This window comes from Amycolatopsis jiangsuensis (genome assembly GCF_014204865.1).
Classification (GTDB): domain Bacteria; phylum Actinomycetota; class Actinomycetes; order Mycobacteriales; family Pseudonocardiaceae; genus Amycolatopsis; species Amycolatopsis jiangsuensis.
The window spans coordinates 366767-392041 of sequence record NZ_JACHMG010000001.1; the positions used below are offsets into that span (position 1 = coordinate 366767).

Annotated in this window: 22 protein-coding genes; 11 read left to right on the forward strand and 11 right to left on the reverse strand. The window is 72.1% G+C overall.

The annotated features are described in order from the left end of the window. Positions 1-273: 273 nt before the first annotated feature. The gene (recQ, locus tag BJY18_RS01565; RefSeq protein WP_184777024.1) at positions 274-2115 is read right to left on the reverse strand and encodes a DNA helicase RecQ; all 1842 of its coding nucleotides are present in this window, start codon (positions 2113-2115) and stop codon (positions 274-276) included. Positions 2116-3094: 979 nt separating this feature from the next. Between recQ and BJY18_RS01570 the strand changes: the two genes are divergently transcribed. Continuing rightward, complete coding sequence (locus tag BJY18_RS01570; protein ID WP_312873699.1) at positions 3095-3553, forward strand: DUF6314 family protein; 459 nt, start codon at positions 3095-3097, stop codon at positions 3551-3553. A 5-nt stretch (positions 3554-3558) separates the two neighbouring features. On the opposite strand, the gene BJY18_RS01575 is transcribed toward BJY18_RS01570, so the two are convergent. Further along, positions 3559-3708 carry a hypothetical protein gene (locus BJY18_RS01575; protein WP_184777028.1) on the reverse strand — a complete coding sequence of 50 codons (150 nt, stop codon included), beginning with the start codon at positions 3706-3708 and terminating at the stop codon, positions 3559-3561. A 184-nt stretch (positions 3709-3892) separates the two neighbouring features. On the opposite strand from BJY18_RS01575, the gene BJY18_RS01580 reads away from it, so the two are divergent. After that, the gene (locus tag BJY18_RS01580) at positions 3893-4399 is read left to right on the forward strand and encodes a mycothiol transferase (protein ID WP_184777030.1); all 507 of its coding nucleotides are present in this window, start codon (positions 3893-3895) and stop codon (positions 4397-4399) included. Between the two features lie 98 nt (positions 4400-4497). Here the strand turns inward: BJY18_RS01580 and BJY18_RS01585 are convergent, their stop codons facing one another. The 3 genes from BJY18_RS01585 to BJY18_RS01595 all read right to left on the reverse strand — a co-directional run bounded on the left by BJY18_RS01585 (position 4498) and on the right by BJY18_RS01595 (position 7099). Next, positions 4498-4992: a GerMN domain-containing protein gene (locus BJY18_RS01585; protein WP_184777031.1), complete on the reverse strand. Its 495-nt coding sequence runs from the start codon at positions 4990-4992 to the stop codon at positions 4498-4500. Further along, the gene (locus BJY18_RS01590) at positions 4989-6344 is read right to left on the reverse strand and encodes an ATP-binding protein (RefSeq protein ID WP_184784348.1); all 1356 of its coding nucleotides are present in this window, start codon (positions 6342-6344) and stop codon (positions 4989-4991) included. Before BJY18_RS01590 ends, BJY18_RS01585 begins: the two co-directional genes overlap by 4 nt. Before the next feature lie 68 nt (positions 6345-6412). Next, positions 6413-7099, reverse strand: coding sequence for a response regulator (locus BJY18_RS01595; RefSeq protein ID WP_184777033.1), 687 nt, complete (start codon positions 7097-7099; stop codon positions 6413-6415). A 110-nt stretch (positions 7100-7209) separates the two neighbouring features. Here BJY18_RS01595 and BJY18_RS01600 point away from each other — a divergent pair, with 110 nt between their 5' ends. Further along, positions 7210-8196 carry a phosphatase PAP2 family protein gene (locus BJY18_RS01600; RefSeq protein WP_246458732.1) on the forward strand — a complete coding sequence of 329 codons (987 nt, stop codon included), beginning with the start codon at positions 7210-7212 and terminating at the stop codon, positions 8194-8196. Here BJY18_RS01600 and BJY18_RS01605 read toward each other — a convergent pair. The 3 genes from BJY18_RS01605 to BJY18_RS01615 all read right to left on the reverse strand — a co-directional run bounded on the left by BJY18_RS01605 (position 8193) and on the right by BJY18_RS01615 (position 10887). Continuing rightward, positions 8193-9158 carry a pirin family protein gene (locus BJY18_RS01605; protein ID WP_184777036.1) on the reverse strand — a complete coding sequence of 322 codons (966 nt, stop codon included), beginning with the start codon at positions 9156-9158 and terminating at the stop codon, positions 8193-8195. The two genes, BJY18_RS01600 and BJY18_RS01605, sit on opposite strands and share 4 nt — an antisense overlap. Positions 9159-9175: 17 nt before the next feature. Then, positions 9176-10234 (reverse strand): peptidase dimerization domain-containing protein, encoded by a 1059-nt coding sequence (locus tag BJY18_RS01610; RefSeq protein WP_184777038.1) that lies wholly within the window; start codon positions 10232-10234, stop codon positions 9176-9178. Between the two features lie 173 nt (positions 10235-10407). Beyond that, positions 10408-10887: a MarR family winged helix-turn-helix transcriptional regulator gene (locus BJY18_RS01615; RefSeq protein WP_184777039.1), complete on the reverse strand. Its 480-nt coding sequence runs from the start codon at positions 10885-10887 to the stop codon at positions 10408-10410. 140 nt (positions 10888-11027) lie between these two features. Here BJY18_RS01615 and BJY18_RS01620 point away from each other — a divergent pair, with 140 nt between their 5' ends. The 3 genes from BJY18_RS01620 to BJY18_RS01630 all read left to right on the forward strand — a co-directional run bounded on the left by BJY18_RS01620 (position 11028) and on the right by BJY18_RS01630 (position 15435). Further along, positions 11028-12209 carry an FAD-dependent monooxygenase gene (locus BJY18_RS01620; protein ID WP_184777040.1) on the forward strand — a complete coding sequence of 394 codons (1182 nt, stop codon included), beginning with the start codon at positions 11028-11030 and terminating at the stop codon, positions 12207-12209. A gap of 75 nt (positions 12210-12284) precedes the next feature. Continuing rightward, positions 12285-14123 (forward strand): FUSC family protein, encoded by a 1839-nt coding sequence (locus BJY18_RS01625; protein WP_184777041.1) that lies wholly within the window; start codon positions 12285-12287, stop codon positions 14121-14123. Positions 14124-14220: 97 nt separating this feature from the next. Then, a complete protein-coding gene (locus tag BJY18_RS01630) occupies positions 14221-15435 on the forward strand; it encodes a CaiB/BaiF CoA transferase family protein (RefSeq protein ID WP_184777042.1) in 1215 nt (404 codons plus the stop codon). 264 nt (positions 15436-15699) lie between these two features. Here the strand turns inward: BJY18_RS01630 and BJY18_RS01635 are convergent, their stop codons facing one another. Next, a complete protein-coding gene (locus tag BJY18_RS01635) occupies positions 15700-16641 on the reverse strand; it encodes a DUF5829 family protein (protein ID WP_221457485.1) in 942 nt (313 codons plus the stop codon). A gap of 227 nt (positions 16642-16868) precedes the next feature. Here BJY18_RS01635 and BJY18_RS01640 point away from each other — a divergent pair, with 227 nt between their 5' ends. Further along, positions 16869-17792, forward strand: a complete 924-nt coding sequence (locus BJY18_RS01640) for a GH25 family lysozyme (protein ID WP_221457493.1) — start codon at positions 16869-16871, stop codon at positions 17790-17792. 42 nt (positions 17793-17834) lie between these two features. Here BJY18_RS01640 and BJY18_RS01645 read toward each other — a convergent pair whose 3' ends face one another. Beyond that, positions 17835-19145 carry an aspartate aminotransferase family protein gene (locus tag BJY18_RS01645; RefSeq protein ID WP_184777043.1) on the reverse strand — a complete coding sequence of 437 codons (1311 nt, stop codon included), beginning with the start codon at positions 19143-19145 and terminating at the stop codon, positions 17835-17837. 85 nt (positions 19146-19230) lie between these two features. Between BJY18_RS01645 and BJY18_RS01650 the strand changes: the two genes are divergently transcribed. Continuing rightward, on the forward strand, positions 19231-20202 hold the full coding sequence (locus BJY18_RS01650) for a LysR family transcriptional regulator (protein WP_184777044.1): 972 nt from the start codon (positions 19231-19233) through the stop codon (positions 20200-20202). On the opposite strand, the gene BJY18_RS01655 is transcribed toward BJY18_RS01650, so the two are convergent. Beyond that, positions 20151-21164, reverse strand: a complete 1014-nt coding sequence (locus tag BJY18_RS01655) for an LLM class flavin-dependent oxidoreductase (protein WP_312873700.1) — start codon at positions 21162-21164, stop codon at positions 20151-20153. The two genes, BJY18_RS01650 and BJY18_RS01655, sit on opposite strands and share 52 nt — an antisense overlap. Before the next feature lie 183 nt (positions 21165-21347). Here BJY18_RS01655 and BJY18_RS01660 point away from each other — a divergent pair, with 183 nt between their 5' ends. The 3 genes from BJY18_RS01660 to BJY18_RS01670 all read left to right on the forward strand — a co-directional run bounded on the left by BJY18_RS01660 (position 21348) and on the right by BJY18_RS01670 (position 25275). After that, positions 21348-22811, forward strand: a complete 1464-nt coding sequence (locus BJY18_RS01660) for an alpha/beta hydrolase (RefSeq protein ID WP_184777046.1) — start codon at positions 21348-21350, stop codon at positions 22809-22811. A 132-nt stretch (positions 22812-22943) separates the two neighbouring features. Then, the gene (locus BJY18_RS01665; protein WP_246458734.1) at positions 22944-24170 is read left to right on the forward strand and encodes an FAD-dependent oxidoreductase; all 1227 of its coding nucleotides are present in this window, start codon (positions 22944-22946) and stop codon (positions 24168-24170) included. A 103-nt stretch (positions 24171-24273) separates the two neighbouring features. Continuing rightward, complete coding sequence (locus BJY18_RS01670) at positions 24274-25275, forward strand: LacI family DNA-binding transcriptional regulator (protein WP_246458736.1); 1002 nt, start codon at positions 24274-24276, stop codon at positions 25273-25275.

Consider the following 25275-nt stretch of genomic DNA (forward strand, 5'->3'; position numbering starts at 1 on the left):
GCGCGGTCGCTCCTTCGAGCCGTGGTGGCGGTGACCGTGGTGGTTCTGTCGGGCAGCGGCAGTAACCGTGGTGGTTCTGTCCGGTGGCGGCGGTGACCGTAGTGGTCGAGCCGGGTAGCCGCGGTGACCGTGGTGTTTGAGCCGAAGGGCAGCGGTGACCGTGGCGGCTGAGTCGCGGGCGTAGGCAACTCTGGCAGCCGGGTCGAGCCGGGCTGGCGGCAGACAGCGCGCTGGTCAGGTGGTGCTCGCACCGTTCGGCGGGGAGGGGTGCCGTCACTCCGTGGTCAGTGTGGCGAGTACTCCTTCTCCGTACTTGGCCAGCTTGTTTTCGCCGACGCCGTTCACTGTGCCCAGTTCGGACAGGGATGCCGGACGTTCGGTGGCTATTTGGCGCAGCGTGGCGTCGTGGAAGATGACGTAGGCGGGGACGCCTTGTTCCTTCGCCGTGGCTGCTCGCCAGGTGCGCAGGCGTTCGAACAGGGGGGCCGCCTCGGGTGGGAGTTCGGCGGTGGGGGAGCCGCGGCGCGAGGTTTTCGGGGCGCGTGCGGCGCGTTCGGGTTCGCGGCGAAGCATCACCTGCTGGGAACCGTTCAGCACACTCGTGGAGCCGTCCGTCAGCACCAGCGAGCCGTAGTCGCCTTCCACCGCCAGCAGGTTCTGGGCCAGCAGCTGGCGCACCACCGCGCGCCACTCGGGCTCGCGCAGCTCGGTGCCGACTCCGAACACCTTGAGTGAATCGTGCCGGAACTGGGTGACCTTGGGGGTGGTCTTGCCGAGCAGGATGTCGATGATCTGACCGGCGCCGAACTGCTGCCGCCGCTCGTTGCGGAGACGGACCACAGTGGACAGCAGCTTTTGCGCGGGCACGGTGCCGTCCCAGCTTTCCGGCGGGGTCAGGCAGGTGTCGCAGTTGCCGCACGGTTGCGCGGACTGACCGAAGTAGGCGAGGATCCGCGCCCGGCGGCAGGAGACCGTCTCGCACAGCGCCAGCATCGCGTTGAGGTGCGCGGCCTGCTGACGCCGGTGCGCCTCGCCGCCCTCGGAATTGTCGATCATCTTGCGCTGCTGCACCACGTCCTGCAGCCCGTAGGCGAGCCACGCGGTGGACGGCAACCCGTCGCGGCCCGCGCGGCCGGTCTCCTGGTAGTAGCCCTCCACGGACTTGGGCAGGTCGAGGTGCGCGACGAACCGGACGTCGGGTTTGTCGATGCCCATGCCGAACGCGATCGTGGCGACCACGACGAGCCCGTCCTCGCGCAGGAACCGCGACTGGTTGGCCGCGCGCGTCGCCTTGTCCAGCCCGGCGTGGTAGGGCACTGCGGTGATTCCGTTCTGCACCAGGAAATCCGCGGTCTTCTCGACCGAAGCTCGGGACAGGCAGTACACGATCCCCGCGTCGCCCTGGTGCTCGGTGCGCAGCAGGTCCAGCAGCTGCTTCTGCGGCGAGTTCTTCGGCACGATCCGGTACTGGATGTTCGGCCGGTCGAAGCTCGCGACGAAATGCCGCGCGCCGCCGAGGTCCAGCCGGGTCGAGATCTCCTGGTGCGTGGCCTCGGTGGCGGTGGCGGTGAGCGCGATCCGCGGTACGTCGGGCCAGCGCTCGTGCAGTGCTGAGAGCATGAGGTAGTCGGGCCGGAAATCGTGGCCCCACTGGGAAACGCAGTGCGCCTCGTCGATCGCGAACAGCGCGACCTTCCCGCGGTCGAGCAGCCGCACGGTGGCCTCGACCGACAGCCGCTCCGGCGCGAGGTAGAGCAGGTCCAGCTCGCCGGCGACGAACGCCTCCTCCACCTCCTGCCGCTGTGCGAAATCCTGGGTGGAGTTGAGGAATCCGGCGCGCACCCCGAGGTTGCGCAGCGCGTCGACCTGGTCCTGCATGAGCGCGATCAGCGGGGACACGACCACGCCGGTCCCGGGGCGCACGAGCGAGGGAATTTGGTAGCACAGCGACTTTCCGCCGCCGGTGGGCATGAGCACGAGCGCGTCGCCGCCGGAGACGACGTGCTCGACGATCTCCTCCTGCTCGCCGCGGAACGTCTCGTACCCGAAGACGCGCTGCAGGGTCTCGAGGGCGGGGGAACGGGTGGCCGGTGCGGCCTGGTCGGGGTGCGCCACCCGGCCGATTCTAGGCCGGAGGACCGACAGGTGCGGCCCGCCCCGCCCAGGTCGCCGCGAACGTCCCGGTCACACCGCACCCGAACCGCGACGAACCCCGCCGTGGTCGCCGAGCGTGACCACGCTGCGGCCTGCCGGCGCCCTGGCGGCGGTGGCGAAGGGGTGACCGGTGGAGTGAAGGTCCCGTTCACTCCGGGTCGCGGTGCAAGGGGGCCGGCGCGTGATCGGGTGGATCGGGTGGGGTGCGGCGAGGACGGGTGAAGTCAGGTTCGCGGCGGGGGTGAAGCCCGTGACGGGCAGCCGTCTTCGCGGATCGCCGTGAGTTTGTCGGCGGGTGGTGTCCGGGGCGGGGGGACGGGTTGTGCCGGTGGGTGGTGGTTTGCAGTGGGTTGAGGTTGTGCCGGGGGGGGCGTTGACGGGGCGTGTCGGTGGGTGGTTGTTCGCGGATGGCCGTGGGATTGTTGATGGGCTGCATTGGTGGGTTGTGGTGCGCAATGGGGTTGTGCGCCGGTGAGTGGTTTGCGGTCGGGTGGGGGTCGTTGACGGGGCGTGTCGGTGGGTGGTTGTTCGCGGATGGCCGTGGGATTGTTGATGGGCTGCATTGGTGGGTTGTGGTGCGCAATGGGGTTGTGCGCCGGTGAGTGGTTTGCGGTCGGGTGGGGGTCGTTGACGGGGCGTGTCGGTGGGTGGTTGTTCGCGGATCGCCGTGGGGTTGTTGACGGGCTGCATCGGTGGGTGGTGGTTCGCGGTGGGATCGGGGGTTGCTGACTGGCTGCGCCGGTGGGTAGGGGCGCCCGGGGGAGTTCGGGTTCTCGACGGGCTGTGCCGGGGGTGGAAATGCGCGGTGAGGACCAAGTCTCGGTGGACTGCCTGTCCCAGCGGCAGCCGTCCGCGGTCGGTGTCCGTACTTCCGCGGGATGCTGTGAGCCTGTCCGCACCGACTTGCCTGCCTTGCCCGGTGATGGCGCACAATGGGGGTGTGGCCTTCCCCCTCAGTGATCTCGCCGGGTACTTCGCCGGGACGTGGAGGTTGGCGCGGGACATCGCGGGGGTCGACGGGACCGGCCTGGGGCGCGCGAGCGGACAGGCGACGTTCACGCTCGAGGACGAGGTGCTCGTCTACCACGAGGCCGGGCAGCTGGACCTCGGGACGCACACCGGGCCGTTCAGCCGCACGCTGCACTACCGGATCACCGGGGCCGGGCTGGCCGCGGTGCACTTCGACCACGGCGGGTTCTTCCACGACCTCGACCTGACGACCGGGGAGTGGGTGGCCGGGCATCCCTGCCGCGCGGACTTCTACCGCGGCGGCTACCTCGTGCTCGACCGGCGGAGCTGGCGGCAGGAGTGGACGGTGCGCGGACCGGCCAAGGACCACGTGATCACCAGCCACTTCACCCGGGAGGACGCCGCGCCCGGCGACGCCAGTAGCGGGTGAAGCGCTCAGCGACGCCGGTTGCGGATGATCAGCAGTAGCACCACGATCGCCGACACCGCGCACACCACCGCGAGCAGCGTGCCCGCCCAGCCCGGGATCGGGATGCCCGCGAGGGTGCCGAATCCGGGCAGCAGGCGGGGTGTGCCGGTCGCCACGAGGGTCGCTCCCTTCGCCGGGCGTGCGCTGCCGACGGTACCCGATCCCGCGGCCGGACCGCAGGATCCGCGGCACGGCACGGCACGGCCCGGAACGGAAGGCGGGCAGTGCGGGAACCGGTTTGCCGCGCGCGGCAGCGGGTAGGCCATGATCGACGGAGGACGATCCTCAGGAGGAACACGGATGAACGTGGCCGAACTGCTCGTGGACGGCTTCGGCCGGATCCGGGAGGTCGTGCACGACGCGGTCGGCGGGCTCTCCGCCGACCTGCTCGTCGCCCGGCCCGGGCCAAAGGCCAACTCGATCTCCTGGCTGGTCTGGCACCTCACCCGGGTGCAGGACGACCACGTCGCGGGGGTGGCGGGCCTCGAGCAGGTCTGGACCGGCCAGGACTGGCACGGCCGCTTCGGCCTGCCCTTCCCGGCCGGGGACATCGGATACGGGCACCGCAGCGAGGACGTCGCCGCGGTGCGGATCACCGACCCCGACCTCCTGATCGGCTACCACGACGCGGTGCACGAGCAGACCGTCGACTGGGTTTCCGGGCTTTCCGGATCCGACCTCGGGCGGGTGATCGACGAGAACTGGGATCCACCCGTGACGCTCGGGGTGCGGCTGGTCAGCGTGCTCTCCGACGATCTTCAGCACGCCGGGCAGGCCGCCTACCTGCGCGGGCTGCTGGGCGGCTGACCGCGTCCAGCGGCGGCCGCACAGTCCGCCGACCCGCCACCGGCAGTGGCGCAACAGTACTGTCCACTGTGGACTGAACGGGCCCCGGGCCCGAACGCTCAGAACGTGCCGCAGGTGAGGTTGTCGAGCTGCACGTCCGTGGCGTGCACGGAAATGCCGTACGCGCCGGATGCCAGCCCGGACACGGAGAGCGCGGCCATCGTGGTGCAGACGATCTGGTTCATCCCGTTGGGATAGAGGGTTTCCGCCGAATACGGCACGGTCACCGTGACCGGGCTGGTGGCGGTGTCCACCGAGACCGCCGGGCTGCCGGACGGCAGCAGGGAAAAGAAGCCCTTCGCGGATTCCGCCGCGCTCGGGCCGCGGAACAGCGCTTTCAGCGCGGCGTCGGGCGAGACCTCGTCGGCCTGGTTCCGGGCGACCGGCGTGAGCCGGCCGTCGTAGAGGAAGTACAGCGTCAGCTGGGTGCTGTCGCGTCCGCTGCCGAAGCCGGCCGGCGCCGGGCCCGCCGGGACGACGCCGGTCGGCTGCACCCCGCAGCCCGCGACGAGCACGCCGGACAGGGCGAGCGCACTGAGCAGGAGTCGCTTCATGGGGCCTCCCGTGGGGTGCGGGGCATCCGGAGCGTGAACCTCGCGCCGGTGCCGGTGTTCGCCGCTTCGAGCTCCCCGCCGTGCAGCCGGGCGTTCTCGCGTGCGATGGCCAGGCCGAGGCCGCTGCCCTCCGACCGCGCCCGAGCCGTGTCCGCCTTGGTGAACCGGTCGAACACGTGCGGCAGTACGTCTTCCGGGACACCCGGGCCGTGGTCGGTGACCGTCAGCAGCACCGTCGCCTCGTCGGCGGTCAGCCGGAGGTCGACCGGTGGGGCGCCGTGCCGGAGCGCGTTGCCCACGAGATTGGCCACGACGAGGTCCAGCCGGCGTGGATCGAAGGCGGTCAGGACGCCTTCGGGCAGGTCGGTCTCGATGCCGTCGGCGTCCGACCAGCCCCGTGCGGCCAGGCTGTCGCGCATCGCCTGTGCCACGTCCGCCTCCTCCGTCCGCAGCTCGGCGCGGCCGGCGTCGAACCGGGAGATCTCGACGAGGTCCTGCACGAGCCGGGTGAGCCGGCGCGTCTCCGCGGACACCAGCCGTGCGGCGACCGCGGTGTCCGCGGGCAGCTGGTCGGCGTCCTCGTCGAGCACGTCGGTGACCGCGTTCATCGCGGCCAGCGGTGTGCGCAGCTCGTGCGAGACGTCGGCCACGAACCGGCGCGCGTCCGCTTCCATCGCCCGCAGCGTGCCGACGGTGCGTTCCAGCTCCGCGGCGGTGCTGTTGAACGTGGTCACCAGCTGGGCCAGTTCGTCCGAGCCCTTCGCCGGCAGCCGCACGTCGAGCTGGCCGTGACCGAGCTTGCGGGCGGCGGTGTTCAGCGCCCGCACCGGGCGCAGCACCTGGCTGGCGGCCACCAGCGCGAGCGCGACCGCGATCGGCAACGCCAGCGCGGCCGTCTGCCAGGCCCGCACCGCCAGCTGTTCGATCGACGCCTGCGGCCCGGCCAGCGACACCCGTTCGTAGACCTCGACCCCGGTGTGCTGCCTGCCGGTGCCGGTGATCCGCAGCACCGGCATCCCGATCAGCAGCTGCGGCGTACCGGCCGTGACCACCCGCTGGAACTGGATGTTCTCGCTCGCGGCGACCTGGGTGCGCAGGTCCGGGGGCAGCTCCGCCGGGTCGAGGCCGGACCGCGAGCGCAGCCCGCGGTACACCGCCACCGTGCTGCCCTTGAGGTTGTCCACCAGGTTGTCCAACTGCTGCTGGTCCGGTGGCAGGGTCATCTGCGGCAGGTAGGCGCTGACCTGGTCGCGCAGCCGCAGCATGGCCGGGTCCTGCACACCGGCCAGAATCGTGGTCCGGGCCGAGGCGTAACTCGCCCCCGCCGCGGCCGCCGCGCCGACCAGTGTCATCGCCGCGAACCACAGGACCAGCCGCGGACGCAGCCCGGCCCGCCACAGCCCGGCGCCACGCCGCTCGCTCACGAGCGGCCGAACCGGTAGCCGAACCCGCGCACCGTCTGCACGTGGCCGGGCCGCGCGGGCACGTCCTCGATCTTCGCCCGCAGCCGCTGCACGCACGCGTCGACCAGCCGGGAGTCGCCGAGGTAGTCGTGTCCCCAGACCGCGGTGAGCAGCTGGCGGCGGCTGTGCACCTGACCCGGCGATCCCGAAAGCACCAGCAGCAGCTTCAGCTCGGTCGGGGTCAGCGCGACCGGCTCGCCGTGCTTGCACACCCGCATGCCCGCCCGGTCGATCTCCAGGTCGCCGTGCCGTTCGGTGCTGCCGGGGCGGGCGTCGCGGTCACCGGCCGCCCGGCGCAGCACCGCGCGGATCCGGGCATCCAGCACCCGCGGCTCGACCGGCTTCACCACGTAGTCGTCCGCGCCCGCCTCGAGGCCGGCGACCACGTCGAAATCGTCGCTGCGTGCGGTGAGCATGATGATCGGCACCTGGCCCAGCGCCCGCATCCGGCGGCACGTCTCGAACCCGTCCATGCCGGGCAGCATCAGATCCAGCACCACGATCTCCGGCGCCTGCTCACGCAGCAGCGCCATCCCGTCCTCCCCGGACGCCGCGGTGCGCACGGTGTGCTGCTGCCTGCGCAGGGCCAGCTCCAGGCCCTCGCGCACGGCCGCGTCGTCCTCCACCACCAGCACCACTGCCACCCGGCCATTATTCGGAAAACCGGGCGCCGCGGCGAACCGGGGCGATCTTGTTGCACAACCATGACACAGCCCGGACCGGATGCCGAAATCCGGCGGCCATGCTCGAAGGCATGGCAGTGATCAGTCCCGGGATGACCTCCGGCCGGACCACCGCGACGGTGCCCGTGCCCGCTTCGCCCGCGTCCGGCGGTGTGCCACGGCACGCACTGGCGCCGCCGCGGACGTGGCGTAGCGCGGTGCTCGCTGCGGCCGCGGCGGGGTTCGCGGCCGCGTTCGCCCTGGCCTACGTGCTTTTCGTGCGGACAGCCAGTGGACAGCAGGCCGAGGACGGCGTCGTCCACAGTGCACAGTCAGCCGGACGCTCCACTGTGGACTGGGCGCAGCCGCTGCGGCAGGTCGACCTGGTGGTGGTGCTGGGCGGCACCGGGCTCGTGGTGCTGCTGCTGGCGCTGGTGCGCAGGAGGTTCGCGCTGGGGGTGACCGCGCTGGTGCTTCTTCTCGCGCCGCTGGCCGCGGCGCAGCTGCTCAAGCTCTACGTCCTCGTGCGCCCGGACGTGACCGACGGATCCGGCGCCCCGGGCCACAACAGCTTCCCGAGTGGGCACGTGAGCGCGGCGGCGGCAGTGCTGTTCGCGCTGGCCGTGGTGCTGCCCGCGAGGTTGCGCACCTGGGTGCTCGCCGCGGGGGTGCCTTGCGTCGCCTGGGTGGCCGCGGCGACCGTCGCGCTCGGCTGGCATCGCCTGTCCGACACTGTGGGCGGCGCACTGCTGGTGGCCGCGGTGGTGTGCACCGGCGCGGCGGTCGTCTCGGCCCGCCGCCCGGACGGCAGGCGGATCCCGCCGGTGACGACCGCGATCGCGCTGGCCGGGCCGTCCGCCGTGGTGCTCGGCGGCTTCGTGGTGCTGTCCTCGGCGACCTCGGGCGCGGCCCGGTTCGTCGCCGCGCTGACGCTGGCCGCACTCGGCGTGGCGGCGGTGGTGTTGCTGGCCGCCGGCCCGCTGCGCCCGGTGAACTTCGACCCGTCCGGCGTGCGGACCCGGGTCGCGGGACCGGTGGTCGATCAACGGACCCAGCGGCCGAACCGGCCGCCGCGCTAGTGGTTTGGGCGCGGCCTGATGCGCACTGCCGGGAGCGCCGGGGCGGGCAGCCGCGCCGGTCCGCCCGGGTGCGGTTCGACCGCGCCGAACTGCTCCGCGCCGGCTTCCCACGCTTCGCGGAAGGCCACGATCTCCTCGTGGCTGCGGGCCACGAAGTTCCACCACATCAGGATTTCCTCGCCGAACGGCGGCCCGCCGAGCAGCAGGACACGGGCCGGCACCGCGGCGCGGTTGCGCACGGCGAGAGTGGCGTGGCCGGTGCCGAGGTAGCCGAGCTGGGTGCTTCCGAGCGGGGTGCCGGCGAAGGTGACCTCGCCGGAGTCCACCAGCAGGCCGTGCTCGAACCCGGCTTCCGTTTCCAGGGTCAGGTCCGCGCCCGGGGCGAGGACCAGTTCCGCGCCGAGCAGGGGAGAGTACGTGCGCACCGGTGAGGTCTCGCCCGCCAGCGTGCCCAGGAAGACGCGGGCGGTGGCGCCGGGCAGAGCGGTGACCGGGGGTGCGTGGTGCTGGAAGCCGCGCCCGGTGTGGCGGTGCTCCTCCGGCAACGCGACCCAGAGCTGAACCCCGTGCAGCGCGGTGGTTTCCGGGGTCGAAACCTCTTCATGGCAGATGCCGCGCCCACCGGTCATGAGGTTGAGCTCACCGGGACGGACCATCGCGTGCGTGCCGAGGCTGTCGCGGTGCTCGATCTCCCCGGCGAACAGCCAGCTGACCGTCTGCAGCCCGGTGTGCGGGTGCGGGCCGACCGACATGCCACCGCTCACCGCGGGATCGACCGGGCCGTAGTGGTCGGCGAAGCACCAGGCGCCGATGAGGGACCGCTTGCGCTGCGGCAGCGTCCGGCGCACCGGCATCGCCCGCGGTCCGCCGAGTGGCACCGAACGCGCTTCGAGGACCTCGACCGGCCCGCCCGGGGGCCCGCCGCAGGTGAGTTCAGCCGGCTCGGCCTCGACGTTGCTCATCTCGCCACGATAGCCGCTCATTCCTCCCGTGCCCGTGCGGTGAATCCGTCCCACGCCTGGCTCACCAGCGCCGGGTGCGCGAGCAGGTCGACCGCGGTGCGGGCCAGTGCGGCACCGGTCGCGAGCAGCACCGAACGGGCGCGCGCGGACACGGCCGCGGCGGCGAACTCCGGGGTGCCCACCGCATGGGCCGGGTCGAGGATCGCGACCGACGGGTGCAGCGTGGGGACGCGGACGCTCACGTCGCCCACCTCCGACCACTCCGGGACCGCGCCCGGCTCGGGTGGGCCGGCGTGCATGCCGCACGCCGCCAGGTGACTGGTGAACCGGGCGGTCAGCACAGGATTGTCCCGCAACGGCGCGTGGTCCGGGCCGATCCGGCCGACCACTGCTTTCGTGCCGGTGGCCAGCGCCGCGCCCTCGGCACAGGCGGTCACGTCGGCGACCAGCCGGTCGAGGTCCGCGGCGGCCGGGGCGCGGAGGCCGAACCGGGCCTCCGCGACCTCGGGCACCACGTCGGTGGATTCGCCGCCGCGGGTCACGATGGCCCGCACCGCGGTGCCCGGCCGGGACCGCAGCGCGGAGACCGCCGTCAAGGTCTGGACCACTCCGGCCAGCGCGTCGGAGCTCTCGCCGGGCGCGGGGCCGGACCGCGCGTGCACGGTCACCCGTAGCTCGGCGCGGGCGGCGAGCGGCGTCCAGGACCAGGTGTGCACGCCGGGACGGAAGGTCAGCACCGCGTCCGCGTCGCCGGGAACCGAGTTCGCGTCGGCGACCAGAACCGCGCGCGGCTCCCCGGCGGTGACCCGCGCGGTGGCGAGCGCGGCGCCGAGCACGGCCGCGGCAGCCACGTTGTGCCCCAGGTCCGGCCGCGTGTCGCCCGGCAGCAGGAAGACCACCGCCGGCCGTCCTTCGCCACAGCTGGCCGGGAAACCCGGCCGCACGGTGAACCCGGCGGCGGTCAGGTCCGCTTCGCCGGAGCTCACGGACCGGTCGCGGGCCAGTTCCCAGAGCCGGTCCGCCAGCTGCCCGATCTCCTGGTCGACCCGGTCGTGCCGGTCCTCGTCGGCCTCCATGCCGCACAGGTACCCAGCCGGATCGGATTTGATCCGGCCCGGTGGTGGGCAATTCGGCCGAGCCGGGGGGAGAGGACTGCGGGAAGCCACCGGGTGCTGCCGAGTTGTTTCGCGAGGCTGATCGGCGTGAACGGCAACGTGCGAGCCCACCGTGTTGCGCCCGGTGCGCCGGCTCACGGAGCTTCGGTGTCCAGTCTGGACAGCCGGGCCGACAGGTCGTCGGCGAAGCGGCCGAGCAGCCGGCCGAGCGCGGAGCGATCCTCGGGGGACCAGTCCGCCAGTGCGTCGGTGAACCAACCCAGCACGGCACCGAAGTACTTCTCCGCCGCGGCCCGTCCCGGCGCGGTGGGGGCGATCAGCCGCGCCCGCTGGTCGGCCGGGTCGGTGACGCGTTCCACCAGCCCGCGTTTCTCCAGCACCTGCACCTGACGGGTCACGTGCGGGCCGACCACCTGCAGGCGGGACGCGATCTCGCCGATCCGCAGCGGTTCGCCCGCCAGCTGGAGGGTGGTCAGGATCTGCACGGACGGGTGGTCGAGGCCGATCCCGCTCGCCTCGATCGCGCGCTCGAAGAGCCTGCCGCGGTTGAACGAGCGGCTGAGCTGGTTCAACCGCGGCAGCAGCTCCATCAGCAGTGCGCGATCGGGCTCCATCGGGGCACCTCCTTGAATACTTACCTAACTTAGGTATATAGTCGGGTCATCGCGATCGCCGGACGAGGTGGCGGTCGCCCGAGAAAAGGATACCTAAGGTAGGCATTCGCTGCCGGCCGAGGGATCGGAAGGGTGTGCTGATGACCAAGTCCGTGCTGATCTCGGGGGCGAGCATCGCCGGGCCGACGCTGGCGTACTGGCTGGATCGCTACGGCTTCGACGTGACCGTGGTGGAGAAGGCACGCACGGTGCGGGGCGGCGGGTATCCGATCGACGTGCGCGGCACGGCGATCGAAGTGATCCAGCGGATGGGCCTGCTGCCGCAGATCCGGGACGCGCACGTGGGCTCCGGCCGGCTCACGTTCTTCGACGGCGCCGGAGCGTCGATCGCCACCATCGAGCCCGAGCGGCTGACCGGCGGGGTGACCGGCCGCGACGTGGAGATCCGCCGCGGTGATTTGACCAGCGTGCTCTACGGCGCCGTCCGTGACCGCGTCGAGTTCCGGTTCTCCGACTCGATCACCGCGCTGGACGACCGCGCCGGCGGCGTCGATGTGACCTTCCGCAGTGGAACGCAGCGCACGTTCGATCTCGTGATCGGCGCGGACGGCCTGCACTCGGGCACCCGCGCGCTGACGTTCGGGCCGGAGGAGCAGTTCCACCGTTACCTGGGCTACTGCTTCGCGGGCTTCACGATGCCGAACCACCTCGGTGTCTCGCAGGAGGCACTCAGCTGGAACGTGCCCGGCCGCGGCGCGATGATCTACGCGATGGGCGGAACCGACGAGGTACACGGGTTCCTGAACTTCAGCCGCGCCGAAGCGCCGTTCCACGCCTTCACCGATCCCGCGGCGCAGCGCGAGCTGGTCGCCGCCACGTTCGCCGGAGACGGCTGGGAAGTGCCGCGGATGGTCGAGACGATGCGCGCGGCGGACGACCTGTTCTTCGACGTGGTCAGCCAGATTCACCTGCCGGTGTGGTCGAAGGGCCGGGTCGCGCTGGTCGGCGACGCCGCGTACGCGCCATCGTTCTTCTCCGGCCAGGGTTCCAGTATCGCGATCGTGGGCGCCTACCTGCTGGCACGTGGGCTGTCGGAGCTGGATCACCCGGCCGCGTTCGCCGCCTACGAGAGCGGTTCCCGCGAGTTCGTCGCGAGCAACCAGGCGCTCGCCACCGACGGCGGCAGGTTCGTCGCGCCGCGCACGGCCGAGGAACTCGAGACCCGCAACGCGGCTTTGCGAAGCCGGGCGGGCTTGCCCGGCGGTACTGCCGAAGCGGCGAATTCCATGCTGGTCCTGCCTCCGGAGCCGGCCGGCGTCTGAGGCACCCCGGCAGGTGCCGCGGGGGAAACCGTGCCAGGCTTCCCCCGCGGAGGACCCGGACGAGAAAAGGTGGGCATGAACGCTCTGGCACGCGGCGGCGGGATGCTGGCCGTGATCCTGGTCGTGGTCGGCGGTACGGCCGGCCTCGGTGCGGCACTCGGCCTCGGCGGTACGGCGGTGCTGGCCGGGCTCACCGCGATGTTCTGCTTCCTCCCCGCCTCCGGCGGGCCGCTGCGGTCGGATCTCCGGCTGCTGGCCGCGTTCGCTCCCGCGGTCGTGGTGGGTGGCGCCGGACCGCGGCTGCTGGGCGAGGCTTCGCCGGTTGCCGCGATCGCGCTGCTGGTGGTCGCGGTGTTCGTGGCGGCGTTGCTGCCGGCGCTCGGCCCGCGGTTCGTGACCGTGGGCCTCGGTCTGGGCATGGCCTCGGTGTTCGGCTACGGGTTCCAGCTCAGTGGATCGGCCACGCCGGCGCAGATCATCGGCGCGCCCGCGGTGGCCGTCGGGGTCGTGATCGTGCTGCGGCTGCTGATGGGAATCGCGGATCCGGGCAAACCGACCCGTGCCGCGCTCGCCGACGCAATGGCCGGACCGGCCCGCGAAAGCGCGGAACAGGCGGTGCGGCTGTGGCTGGCCGACCGGCCGCGCGCGTGGCAGGCGCGGGTGCTCGCGGCGACCGCCAGGACCCACGGCACGGTCGCCGTGCTGCGGGACCGGCTCCGCGCCTTCGAACCCGAGCAGGCCGAGGCGGTCACGCGGGTGCTCGACGTGGTGGACGAGAGGCTGGCCGCACTCGCCGAAACGGTGCGCGTGAAGCAGGTACCGGCAGAGCCGCCCCAGATCGACCGCGTCGATCCGGACGTGCTGCTGCCCGGAGACACCGCGGCGTTGCTCGACGAGGTGTGGGCCGCGCTGACCGACCTCCGCGACGCCGCGACCGGACGTGACGAGTCCACAGTGGAATTCCCGAGGCACGTCGTGCGGGAGGTACTGCGGCAGGAAGCCGGCGGCGCGTTGTCCTGGCGGTCGGCCCAGCTGCGGCACGCGGTGCGGTGCGCTCTCGGGATCCTGGTCGCGGTGGTGGTCGCCGCGTTCCGGCCGGGCGACCCGCTGACGGTTTCGTTCCTCATGACGACGTTCGCGATCATGCAGCCGGAGTGGCGGGACACGCTGACCAAGGCCTGGCAGCGCGGGGCAGGTGCGGCGGCCGGCGCGGTGGTGCTGGCGCTCGCGCTGTGGCTGCTCCCGCAGTCCGCGCTGCTGCCGCTGGGGATCGTCGCGCTGCTCGTCGGTTTCCCGTTCCTGCAGACGAAACCGATGGTGTTCAACGCGTGCATCGTGCTGATGGCGGTCGGGGTGAACGCGAGCACCCGGCATCTCGACGCGGTGTCCACGCTCCTGGAGTACCTGCTGCTGGTCCTGCTGGCAGTGGTGATCGGCCTGCTCTTCGGCTTCGCCGCGGTGCCCGGGGCGCCGAAACCATCGGTGGCACAACGGGTGTCGACCGCGGTCGAGGCGACCGGCGAGCTGCTCGGCACCGTCGGGTCCCGGCTGCGCGGCGGGGCCGGCCGGCGCGAGGTGGGGATGCGGTTCCGCGCCGCGGCTCGGACAGTGCAGGACCTGCTGAACCCGGAAGCGGGCAGCCGGGAGCCCGGTGTGGAACAGCGGAGCGCGCTCGACGAGCTGGGCGAAGGGTTGCGGGGCCTGACGGCGTCCGCGGGCGCGCTCGTGCAGCGCGGTGCGGAGTCCCCGGCGATGGCGGAGTTCGCGGACCGCGCGGCACGGGCGCTGTCCGGTGGCGGGGACCTGCCCGAACCGCCGCCGTCCGCCGACGAGGAGGAGCGGCTGCTCGCCGATCTCGTACTGGCCGATCTGCGCCGGGTGCGCGGTGGTGCCGGGGCGTTCGCGGCGGCTTGAGCCGGAAACCGGTGGCGCACCGGCGTTCCGTTGCCCGCGCCACCGCAGCCGTCCGCTCCGCACGGCTGCGGTGGCGGGCCCGGGGCATAGTGGTGGCATGAGTCCCGATCTTCCCCTCTCCCCGGATGCCGGGCGGCCGCTCGACGGAATCACCGTCGTCGCTGTCGAACAGGCGGTCGCCGCGCCGCTGGCGACGCGGCACCTCGCCGATCTCGGCGCCCGGGTGATCAAGGTCGAGCGCGTCGGCGGCGGCGATTTCGCCCGGGACTACGACCACGTCGTGCACGGCACCGGCGCGCACTTCACCTGGCTCAACCGCGGCAAGGAATCCCTCGCGGTGGACCTGAAAACCGGCGAGGGCCGGGACGTCGTACGACGGCTGGCCACCCGGGCGGACGTGGTCGTGCAGAACCTCGCGCCGGGCGCGGCCGCACGGCTCGGGCTCGGCGCGGCGGACCTGCGGGCGCAGCGTCCCGAACTGGTCGTGGTCGATCTGTCCGGCTACGGCTCCGGCGGGCCGATGGAGCAGCGCAAGGCCTACGACATGCTGGTGCAGGCCGAGGCCGGCCTGATCGCGATCACCGGCACGCCGGAAACACCGGTGAAGACCGGCATTCCCACCTCCGACATCGCCGCCGGCATGTACTGCGTGCAGGCCGTGCTCGCCGCGCTGCTGCGCCGGTGGCGGACCGGCGTGGGTGCCGAAGTCGAGGTCTCGATGTTCGAGGCGACGGTGGAGTGGATGGGATACGGGCTCTACACCGGGATGTACACCGGAGAGCAGCCTGCGCGGATGGGCCTGAGCCACAGCTCGATCGCGCCGTACGACGCCTATCCGACAAGGGACGGGCAGCTGCTCATCGGCGTGCAGAACGATCGCGGCTGGCGCACGCTCGTCACCTCGGTACTGGAAAGCCCGGAGCTCGCCGAAGATCCGCGCTTCGCCACCAACGTCGAGCGCGTACGCCACCGGGCGGAGTGCGACGCCGCGGTCGCCGCACGCACCTCCCGGTGGACCAACGCCGAACTCGACGCGCGGTTGTCCGCCGCGGGGATACCCGCGGCACAGGTGAAAAGCGTCGCGGACGTGGTGTCCCATCCGCAGCTGCGTGCCCGTGACCGGTGGCGCACCATCGCCACCGAGCACGCCCGGGTGGACGCCCTCCTGCCGCCGGTGACCTTCGCGGATGTCGAAGCGCGCATGGGGGACGTCCCGGCGGTGGGGGAGCACACCCGCGCACTGCTGGCGGAGTCCGGGACGGACGCCGACGACCTCCTCCGCCGCGGGATCGCCGAGCAGGCCGGGGCCTGAGGCCGGTACCGCCGTTCCGGTGATTTCGGTACCGGTGCGGCTGTGTCCACAGTGGTCGGTTTCTGGCCGGTTCCGGTCCTGGTTGTCGGCCGGGCTTGTCCGGTTCGGGATACGAGTCTCTGTTCTGCTGGCCTTGCGCGCACTTGTGCCGCCGGGCCGTTGTGTCCGGTGGGCCGGGCGGGGACCGTCGGATGGCCGGTGCTCGGCAGTGTGCCCCGGAGAGACCCCCGGCCCACCCTAGGCGGAGGGTGGGCCGGGCCCGGGTCAGCGTGCGTCGAAGGTCCACCGGGCTTGCGCGCCCGGGCCGACCACCAGCGTCGAATGACCGATCCGCTCCACGTGCCGGTAGTGCACCGGGTGGTTCAGCGCGAAGTCGGCCTGGCGCATGCCGGTCCTGTCCACCGGCACGGCCTCGAGCCGGATGGCGGTGCCGCTGCCGGTCGCGAGCACGCCACCCGGCACGTCGGTCACGGTCATCCCGCCGGCCCGCAACAGGGGAGTGGTGCTGTCGAGGTCCCGCTGGGTCATCGCGAGCCGGACCCCGGTCACGTCGCGCATCAGGTGGTCGCGGTAGCCGTCGGGCAGGTACCGCTCGCGGCCGACGTCCCCGGGGTGGCTCGGCGGTTCGGTGTCGCTGCGCGGATCGGCGAAGTAGCCGGGGAGGTATTCCATGCCCCAGGCGCCGAACGTGTCGTACTCCCCGGTGGTGAAGACCGCGTCGAACCACGGCACCGGCACGCCGTCGCCGAAGTCGCGGGTCTGCTGCAGCTGCACCGGGTTCGCGACCCCCAGTTCGCGCAGGCGCTGCACCACCGTCGGCAGCTCGCCCTCGTTCTCGGTGGACACCCCCATGCCGCCGGCGCCGAGTTCCCCGTCCTTGCCCGGCACGTCGCCGGTGCCGAACAGTTCGAGGTAGGTTTCCCGGCCCATCAGGTAACGGCCGGTCCAGGTCTCGTCGCCGGAGCCGGTCGTGGTGCGGATCTGCAGGTTGGCGAACGTGCGGAGATAGCCGGAGTGTTCGATGGCGTCGGCGGTTTCCCGGTCGAACACCCCGTAGGCGTGGTTGAAGGACAGCAGTGGTGGTGCCCCGGTGGCGTGTGCGGTGCCCGCCCCGGCGAGCGTGGCCACCACGACCGCGGCGAGGGTGCCGGCGCAGGCGGTGGTCAGGGCCCGGACGAACTTCGTGGTTCTTCGCTGGATCGACATGCGGGGAAGCTAGGCCGCACGGGCTTCCGGAGATGCCGGTTCGCCGAAATCCGACCCGTTCGGCCGCGCCGGACGCCGAATTACGCGAATCGCCCACTGGATAAGGCAGACACGGGAAATTGGTTCACCTGGAGCAGTGACAGTGTCCTGGCTGATGTAACAGAATCGGGGCCGCGCGTCACCTGTCCGGGTGACGCGCTTCGCGAGGGCACCAGAAAGGACCTGTCATGTCAGCAGCACACTGGGGGAGAAGGCGCCTGGCCGGCGCCGTGCTCGCCGCGTCCGCCACCCTGCTCGTGGCGACCGCGGCGACTGCCGGCACTGCGACTGCCGGTACCGCGACTGCCGGTACCGCGACGGCCGGCACTTCGGCCGCCGGCACCGGGACTCCCGGCATCGGAACCTCCAGCGCCGAGGCCACCGACCCGGGGAGCACCGCACCCGGCGACAGCCCGGACAACCACCAGATGGGCGCCTCCATCCGGGCCCACGACGGTGCGGCCGGCGCCGCGGCCCCGGCGCCGGCTTCGGCCGAGGCCACCACGCCGGGCATCGACGTGAGCAGCTACCAGGGTGCCGTCGACTGGCCGGGATACTGGAAACAGGGCAAGAAGTTCGCCTACGTCAAGGCGACCGAGGGCACCGGCTACCAGAATCCCGACTTCAGCCAGCAGTACACCGGTTCCTACGACGTCGGCATGATCCGCGGGGCCTACCACTACGCGCGCCCCGACCTGTCCGGCGGCGCCGCGCAGGCCGACTACTTCGCCGCGCACGGCGGTGGCTGGTCCAAGGACGGCAAGACGCTGCCGGGCACGCTGGACATCGAGTGGGGGTCCAGTTCGGACTGCTACGGCCTGAGCCAGGCGGCGATGGTCTCGTGGATCAAGGCGTTCAGCGACGAGTACCACAAGAAGACGACCCGCTGGCCGGTGATCTACACCGCGACGAGCTGGTGGACCGAATGCACCGGCAACAAGGGTGACTTCAGCGCCACGAACCCGCTCTGGGTCGCGCGCTACGCCTCTTCGGCGGGCACCCTGCCCTACAACTGGGGCTTCTACACCTTCTGGCAGTACACCTCGACGCCGCTCGACCAGGACTACTTCAGCGCCGGCACCGACCGGCTGAAGGCACTGGCCGACGGCTGACACCCCGTGAGTGCTGAGGCCGGTGAGAACCGGCCTCAGCACTCACGAGAGGCGACTCGCGGCGTCGGTGATGGCCTCGTCCAGGATTGCCGCGCCGCGGGACAGTTCCTCTTCGGTCGCGGTCAGTGGCGGGGCGATCCGGAAGGTGCCGCCCATTCCGGGCAGCTGCACGATGTTCATGTGCAGCCCCAGTTCGTAACAGCGCTGGGTGACCGCGGCGCCGAGCCGGTCCGCGCCGCCCGTGCCGAGCACGTCGTCGCCGACGAGTTCCATGCCCAGCAACAGTCCACGGCCGCGGACGTCGCCGACCAGCTCCTGGTGCGCGGCGATCTTGTCCAGCTCGCCGCGCAGGTACCGGCCCCGCTCGCGGGCACGCACGTCCATCCGCTCGCCGATCAGCACGTCGAGCACGGTGTTGCCGACCGCAGCCGGCAGCGGGTCGTTCACGTGCGTGGTGAAGAACAGGAAACCGCGCTCGTGCGCCTGCGCCTCGATCTCCGGACTGGTCAGCACCGCGGCCAGCGGCAGACCGGCGCCGAGGGTCTTGGACAGCGTGAGGATGTCCGGCACGACGCCCTCGTGTTCGAAGGCGTACCAGTCGCCGGTGCGGCACAGGCCGGTCTGCGCTTCGTCGACGATCAGCAGCATGTCCCGTTCGTGGCACTTCTGCGCGAGCGCGGCCAGGTAGCCCGCGGGCAGTTCGATGACGCCGCCGGAGCTGAGGATCGGCTCCACCAGGCACGCGGCGAGGCTGCCGGCCGACTGCGCGTCGATCAAATCGAAGCCGAGATCGAGCTGACGGCGCCAGTCGAGCTCGCCGTTCGCGTCGACGAGGTCCGGGTGGAAGCTCTGCGGTACCGGCAGCGCGAAGTTGCCCGGCGCGGACGGCCCGTAGCCGCGCCGCCCGGCACTGTAGGTGGCGTTCGCGGCGGCCAGCGTCATGCCGTGCCAGGACCGGGCGAACGACACGATCTCGTACTTGCCGGTGACGAGCTTCGCCATCCGCACCGCGGCCTCGTTCGACTCCGCCCCGGTGCTCAGCAGCAGTGCCTTCGACAGCGACGCGGGCAGCGTGCCGGCGAGCCGGGTGGCCAGGTCCACCACGGGACGGCTGAGCATGCTGCTGTGCAGGTGGTCCAGGTGCGCGGCCTGCTCGCGCACGGTCGCCACGATCGCCGGATGTCCGTGGCCGAGGATGGCGCTCATCTGACCGGAGGTGAAGTCGAGCAGCTCCCGGCCGCTCTCGGTGAAGACCGAGGTGCCCTCGGCGCGGGTGATGACCTCGGGGCTGAACCCGGCGTGGCCGGAGTAGCGGATCAGGTGCTGTTCGTGCTCGGCTGCGGCGAAGTCCATGGCTTCGACGGTAAGGACCGCACGCTGCACGCGTCCATCGCACAGTCCTGACCGATCTGTTCGTCAGAACCGTACAATCGCCGTCATGCTCAGTTCCTGGCGGTTGCAGCTGCTCAGCAGGCTGGAAACGCTCGGGACCGTCCGCGCGGTCGCCGAGAGCCTGCACCTGAGCGCGTCGACGGTGTCGCAGCAGCTCGCCGTGCTCGAGACGGAAACCCGCTCCCGGCTCCTGGAACGCAGCGGCCGCCGGGTGCGGCTGACCCCGGCCGGGCTGCTGCTGGCCCGGCGCGGCCGGGAAATCCTCGACCAGATGGCCGAGGCCGAGGACGAGCTGCGGGCGCTGAACGACGAACCGATCGGCACCGTGCGGCTCGGGGTGTTCCAGAGCGCGGTCTTCACCCTCGCGGTACCGGCCGCGACGCGGCTTGCCACCACGCATCCGCACCTGCACGTCGAGCTGATCGAATCGGAACCGCACGAGAGTGCGGCGGCGTTGCGGGCGGGCGAGGTGGACGTCATCGTCACCACCACCGACTACACCGGGCTTTCCTGGGGTGCGGACCTGGAGATCATCCCGCTGGGCACGGATCCGGTCGTGCTGGTGCTGCCGCCGGGCCACCGGCTCGCGCGCCGTCCGGCGGTCAGCCTCGCGACCTGCGTGGACGAGACCTGGGCGGGCGACCGGCCGCAGTCGTACATGGCGCAGCTGACCGAACGGCTGTGCCGGGAGGCGGGATTCGAACCGCGGATCGCCTGCCGGTTCGGCAACTGCCTGATGCAGCTGCGGCACGTGGAATCGGGCGCCTCGATCGCGTTGCTGCCCGCACTGGCGGTGGGCCCGGACCACGCGGTGGTGACGCGGGAGCTGAGCACTCCGGTGTATCGCAACATCACCATCGTGGTCCGTCGCGGCGGCACGAAACGCGCGGCGGTGAACGCGGTCGTCGCCGCCCTGCGCGACCATCCCGAGATCCCGGAACTGTCCACACCGGACCGGGACCCGACTCATCCCGGCCGGGCGGTCAGTCCTTTCGCGACGGAGGAGACGAGTTCGTAGGACGCGCGGCGGTCGGCGTGGTCGAACACCCGGGTGGTGATCATCAGCTCGCCGGTGCCCGTTTCGTCGAGCACGGCCTGCAGCTGCTCCCGCACTGTCGCCGGGGATCCCACCACGAGACCACGGGAGCGGACGGCGATTTCCGCGCGCTCCTCGTCGGTCCAGGGATACTTCGCGGCTTCGCCGGGTGGCGGCAGTCGGATGCTGCCACCGCGCAGCCGTTGCAGAATCTTCAACCGGGTGGGGCCGGCCAGCCATTCGGCGTGTTCGTCGGTCTCGGCCGCGATCACGGCCACGCTGACCAGACTCGCCGGGGCCGGGATGCGGCCGGGCCGGAACTCCGTGCGGTAGCGGTGGAGCGCCGCCGCCGCGTCGCCGGGGTTGAGGTGGCGGGCGAACGCGTAGGGCAGTCCCCGTGCCGCGGCCAACTGTGCGCTGGTCGTGGTGGAGCCGAGCAGCCACACCGCGGGGGTGTTCCCGTCCGCCGGAATCGCTCGTACCGGCTGGGTTCCGTCCAGGTAGCCGAGCAGTTCCTCGAGCCGGCCGGGGAAATCCGTGGCGGTCCGCTCGCTTTCGGGGCGTACCGCGTCCGCGGCGCGCGAGGATCCGCCGGGGGCGCGGCCGACGCCGAGATCGATCCGCCCGGGGTGGAACGCGGTGAGGGTGCCGAACTGCTCGGCCACCACGATCGGCGCGTGGTGCGGCAGCAGTACGCCACCCGAGCCGACCCGCAACCGGTGCGTCGCGGCCGCGAGGCGCCCCGCGACGACGGCGGGGGCCGCGCTCGCCACCCCGGCCATGCCGTGGTGCTCCGCCGTCCAGTACCGGTGGTAGCCCAGGTCGTCGGCCAGCACGGCGAGGTCCAGCGTGTGCTGCAGTGCCTCCCGTGCCGTCGACCCCGCGACGACCGGCGACGTGTCCAGCACGGAGATCCGCACGTCGGACTCCTGCGCTTGCGCCACCGGGCCATCCTTTCCCACCCGGGCCGTGGCCGCTAGACGTCCGGGACCGCCGCGGGTTGCCCGGCCGGGTGTCTCCGGGCCGGATCGGTGCCGGTTCGCCCCCGCCGAGTGGCTCGCCCCGGCGCGGGCTGCTATCCATGAACTGTCCTAAGTGCACAGTCTGCTTCGCGGAGGGAACGATCGATGACAGTCCGGGCAGCACGCCTGGCCGGGGTGGCCGGGGTGGCCGTCACGGTGCTGGGCCTGACCACGGTGCCCGCCGCGGCCGCGGCGGATTCCGGGATCACGTTCGCCGAATGCGCACCCGAACTCGGCGCGCCACGCGGGACCGGCTGCGCCCAGCTCGCCGTGCCCCTCGACTACACCGACGCCGCGGGCAAGCAGATCACGCTCACGCTCGCCGCGGCGGGCTCACTCGACGCGCCGGACGTGCTGGTGGTCAACCCCGGTGGTCCGGGGGAGTCCGGTATCGGCACGCCGCAGCAGGTGGTGGCCTCGATGTCGCCGGAACTGCGGGACAAGTACCTCGTGGTCAGCTTCGATCCGCGAGGGGTCGGCGCCAGTTCACCGGTGGACTGCGGGGACACCTCGGGGCTCGTGCCCACGCCGATGCCGCCCAACGAGCCGGCGGACGCGGACCAGGAGCAGCAGCGGGTCGGGATCGCCCGGAGCATCGCCGACGCGTGCGCGCAGCACTCCGGCGACCTCCTGCCGCACATCACCACGCAGAACACCGCGCGGGACATGGACCGGATCCGGACCGCGCTGGGCAAGGACAAGCTCGACTACCTCGGCTACTCCTACGGGACGGAACTCGGCGCGACCTACGCGACGATGTTTCCCGCCACCAGTGGGAAAATGGTGCTGGACAGCGTCGTTGACCCCACCGCGAGCGGCTACGAGTCCGGGTTCGAGCAGGATCCGGCCCTGCAGCACCGGGCAGGGCAGTTCTTCGAGTGGGCCGCGAAGCAGGACGCGACCTACCACCTGGGCACGACCGGTGACGCGGTCGCCGGCACCTGGAACGACCTTCGCGGCAAGCTCGGCGCGGAACCGCTCGAGAACAAGGTGGGCAGCGCGGAACTGGACAACATGCTGGCGTCCACGATGTACATCGACGCGTCCTGGCCGACCCTGGCCAGGGCGGTGACCGACTACCGGGCCGGCGAGACCAGTGCCCTCACCTCGGCGGCCGGCCAGCTGGCGCTTTCCGCGGTGAACGGGCCGCAGCTCGCCTACAACTGCGCCGACGACGAATGGCCCGCCGACTGGCGGAAATGGCACGCGGACACCACTCGGGCGGCCACCGAATCGCCCCTGTTCGCCTGGCTGAACACCTGGTACTCGGCGCCCTGCGCGTTCTGGAAGGCACCGACCGCGCCGCCGTTGGAGATCGGCTCGGGAGACGTTCCGCCGGTGCTGCTGGTGCAGGCCAAGGACGATTCGGCGACCCCGTTCCCGGGTGCCCAGCGCATGCAGCGGGCCTTCGAGGGCTCCCGGATGGTCCTGTCCGACGGCGGCAACCACGGGCAGTTCCTCTTCGACCAGAACGACTGTGTCGACAAGCCGGTGACCCAGTACCTGCTCACCGGACAGCTGCCCGCGGCCGACGTGAAGTGCGCCGCGCCGCCCGCGCCGGGCGAGTAGGGCTCCTCCGCACACGGCACTGGCACGGGTGTACCAGCCTCATGCCAGTGCCGTGTGCGTTCCGTGCCAGGACTCCGGGGCAGGGTCGACGTGCCGCAGCAAGAGCGGGCGGCCCGACCTCGAAGGAGCCTCATGCACACCCCTGTCACGATCATCGGCGCCGGTCTCGGCGGACTCACCCTCGCCCGCGTCCTGCGGCTGAACGGCATCCCGGCCGCGGTCTACGAGGCGGAGCCGTCCCCGCTGGCGCGGACACAGGGCGGGATGCTGGACATCCACGACTACAACGGGCAGCTCGCGGTCGCGGCGGCGGGTCTGATGGACGAGTTCCGCGGGCTCGTCCTGGAGGGCCGCCAGCAGATGCGGATCCTCCGCAGGGACGGGACGGTGCTGTACGACCAGCCCGACGACGGCACCGGTGGCCGCCCCGAGGTGCAGCGCGGCGAGCTGCGGCAGCTGCTGCTCGACTCGCTTCCGGAGGGCACCGTCCGGTGGGGCTGCAAGGTCACCGAGGTGCGCGCCCTGGGCGAGGGCCGGCACCAAGTGGTCTTCGCCGATGGCGGCACCGTCACCACGGGCCTGCTGATCGGCGCGGACGGTGCGTGGTCGAAGATCCGGCCGCTGCTCAGCGACGCCGTCCCCGAGTACGTCGGCACTGCGTTCGTCGAGACCTACCTCTACGACGCGGACTCCCGCCACCCCGCCGCCGCGAAGGCGGTCGGCGGCGGATCGATGGGCGTGCCCGCGCAGGGCGGGGACATCATGGCGCACCGGGAGCGCGGCGACACCCTGCACACCTACGTGACCCTCACCCGGCCCCTGGACTGGTTCGCGGCCATCGATTTCACCGACCGGGTTGCGGCGGCCACGGCCATCGCCGCGGAGTTCGAAGGCTGGGCACCGGAACTCACCGCGTTGATCACCGACGGCGACACCGCGCCGGTCCTGCGCCCGCACTACGCGCTGCCGGACGGGACCCGGTGGGGGCGGGTCCCGGGCGTGACCGCGCTCGGCGATGCCGCCCACCTCGCCGCCCCGAACGGCGAAGGCGCAAACCTGGCCATGCTGGACGGCGCCGAACTCGGCAAGGCACTCGCCGAGCACCCGGACGACGTCGAAGCGGCTCTCGCCGGCTACGAGGAAGCGATGTTCCAGCGCAGTGAGCAGGTCGCCGCCCGGACCGCAGAGTTCTCGGAGCTCGCGTCCGGTGCCGACGGCGAGGACACCGCCGAGCTCATGATCGAAGCGTTCGCCGCGCTGTCCCGCTCCGGACCGGAAAGCCAGGTTCCTGCTCGACGAGGTCCCGATCCTGGCCCCGTCGAGCCGGAGACCGGCTGTCAAGCAGCTAATACGTATTAGTCCCGCGCTCAGCCGGATCGGACAGAAAGCGGCCACCCTCCTTGACGGTCTCCGGTGGGACGCAGATGCTCTGCTGAACCGCATTAGCGCAGCAGGAGCCGAGATGACCGCACGCAGCCGGATGCCGAGGCAGGCCGACATCGCCCGGATCGCCGGGGTGTCGCAGGCCACGGTGTCCGTGGTGCTGGCAGGGAACCGGGCGGTGCGGATGGCCGAGTCCACCCGGCGGCGGGTGCTGGAGGTGGCCGAGGACCTCGGCTACGTCCCGCATCCGGTGGCCACCCGGCTCGCCCGTTCACGGTCGAACCTGCTGGGCCTCTACACCTTCCGCGCCGCTTTCCCGACCGACGAGGCGGACGCCTACCACCCGATCCTGTCCGGTGTGGAGGAGGAGGCCACGGCACTGCACCAGGACCTGATCCTGTTCACCGGCACCGGCGGGCCGCAGGCCGCGCAGGAGGCGGCGATCCGCCGGACCCGGATGGCCGACGGCTGCCTGTTCTTCGGCAGGCACGTGCCCGAAGGGCCGGTCTCACGACTCGTGGACGCCGGTTTCCCGCTCGTCTACATCGGACGCCGGCCCGAGCTCGCCGGCCGGATCCCGTTCGTCGGGGCGGACTACGTGAGCGCGTCCGCCGAGGTGCTGCAGCGGCTGCTCGCACTCGGCCACCGCAGGATCCGCTACGTCCGGGAGCCGGACGTAGCACCGTCCTCCGAGGACCGGCACCTCGGGGTGCTGCGGACCGCACCGCGCACCGAGGTCGTGCGGCTGGAAGGGGCGGAGCTGCCGGTCGCCACGGTGCGCGGCTGGCTGGCCGAAGGAGTCACGGCGGTCGTGGTGGAAGGGACGGACACCGGGGCGGCCTACCGCAGTGTGCGCGCCGCGCTCGACGCGGCCGGACTGTCCACTCCGGACGACCTCTCGCTCGCCGTGCTCGGTGGCCCGCCCGGCGTCAGCGGTTTCGAAGTGCCCATGCGGGACATGGGCCGGCGCGCGGTACGGCTGCTGGTCGACCTCGTGACCGGCACCCCGAGCACGCCGCAGCAGCTGCTGCGGTGCCCACCGGTGGCCGGCTCGCAGGTCGGCCCACCACGATCCGGATAG

Bases quoted from the DNA above. Each gene is read 5' to 3' on its own strand.
- BJY18_RS01580 (WP_184777030.1), top strand. From the start codon at position 3,893: ATGAACGTGGCCGAACTGCTCGTGGACGGCTTCGGCCGGATCCGGGAG.
- BJY18_RS01585 (WP_184777031.1), bottom strand. From the start codon at position 4,992: ATGAAGCGACTCCTGCTCAGTGCGCTCGCCCTGTCCGGCGTGCTCGTC.
- BJY18_RS01590 (WP_184784348.1), bottom strand. From the start codon at position 6,344: ATGACACTGGTCGGCGCGGCGGCCGCGGCGGGGGCGAGTTACGCCTCG.
- BJY18_RS01600 (WP_246458732.1), top strand. From the start codon at position 7,210: ATGGCAGTGATCAGTCCCGGGATGACCTCCGGCCGGACCACCGCGACG.
- BJY18_RS01605 (WP_184777036.1), bottom strand. From the start codon at position 9,158: ATGAGCAACGTCGAGGCCGAGCCGGCTGAACTCACCTGCGGCGGGCCC.
- BJY18_RS01610 (WP_184777038.1), bottom strand. From the start codon at position 10,234: ATGGAGGCCGACGAGGACCGGCACGACCGGGTCGACCAGGAGATCGGG.
- BJY18_RS01615 (WP_184777039.1), bottom strand. From the start codon at position 10,887: ATGGAGCCCGATCGCGCACTGCTGATGGAGCTGCTGCCGCGGTTGAAC.
- BJY18_RS01620 (WP_184777040.1), top strand. From the start codon at position 11,028: ATGACCAAGTCCGTGCTGATCTCGGGGGCGAGCATCGCCGGGCCGACG.
- BJY18_RS01625 (WP_184777041.1), top strand. From the start codon at position 12,285: ATGAACGCTCTGGCACGCGGCGGCGGGATGCTGGCCGTGATCCTGGTC.
- BJY18_RS01630 (WP_184777042.1), top strand. From the start codon at position 14,221: ATGAGTCCCGATCTTCCCCTCTCCCCGGATGCCGGGCGGCCGCTCGAC.
- BJY18_RS01635 (WP_221457485.1), bottom strand. From the start codon at position 16,641: ATGTCGATCCAGCGAAGAACCACGAAGTTCGTCCGGGCCCTGACCACC.
- BJY18_RS01640 (WP_221457493.1), top strand. From the start codon at position 16,869: ATGTCAGCAGCACACTGGGGGAGAAGGCGCCTGGCCGGCGCCGTGCTC.
- BJY18_RS01645 (WP_184777043.1), bottom strand. From the start codon at position 19,145: ATGGACTTCGCCGCAGCCGAGCACGAACAGCACCTGATCCGCTACTCC.
- BJY18_RS01650 (WP_184777044.1), top strand. From the start codon at position 19,231: ATGCTCAGTTCCTGGCGGTTGCAGCTGCTCAGCAGGCTGGAAACGCTC.
- BJY18_RS01660 (WP_184777046.1), top strand. From the start codon at position 21,348: ATGACAGTCCGGGCAGCACGCCTGGCCGGGGTGGCCGGGGTGGCCGTC.
- BJY18_RS01665 (WP_246458734.1), top strand. From the start codon at position 22,944: ATGCACACCCCTGTCACGATCATCGGCGCCGGTCTCGGCGGACTCACC.
- BJY18_RS01670 (WP_246458736.1), top strand. From the start codon at position 24,274: ATGACCGCACGCAGCCGGATGCCGAGGCAGGCCGACATCGCCCGGATC.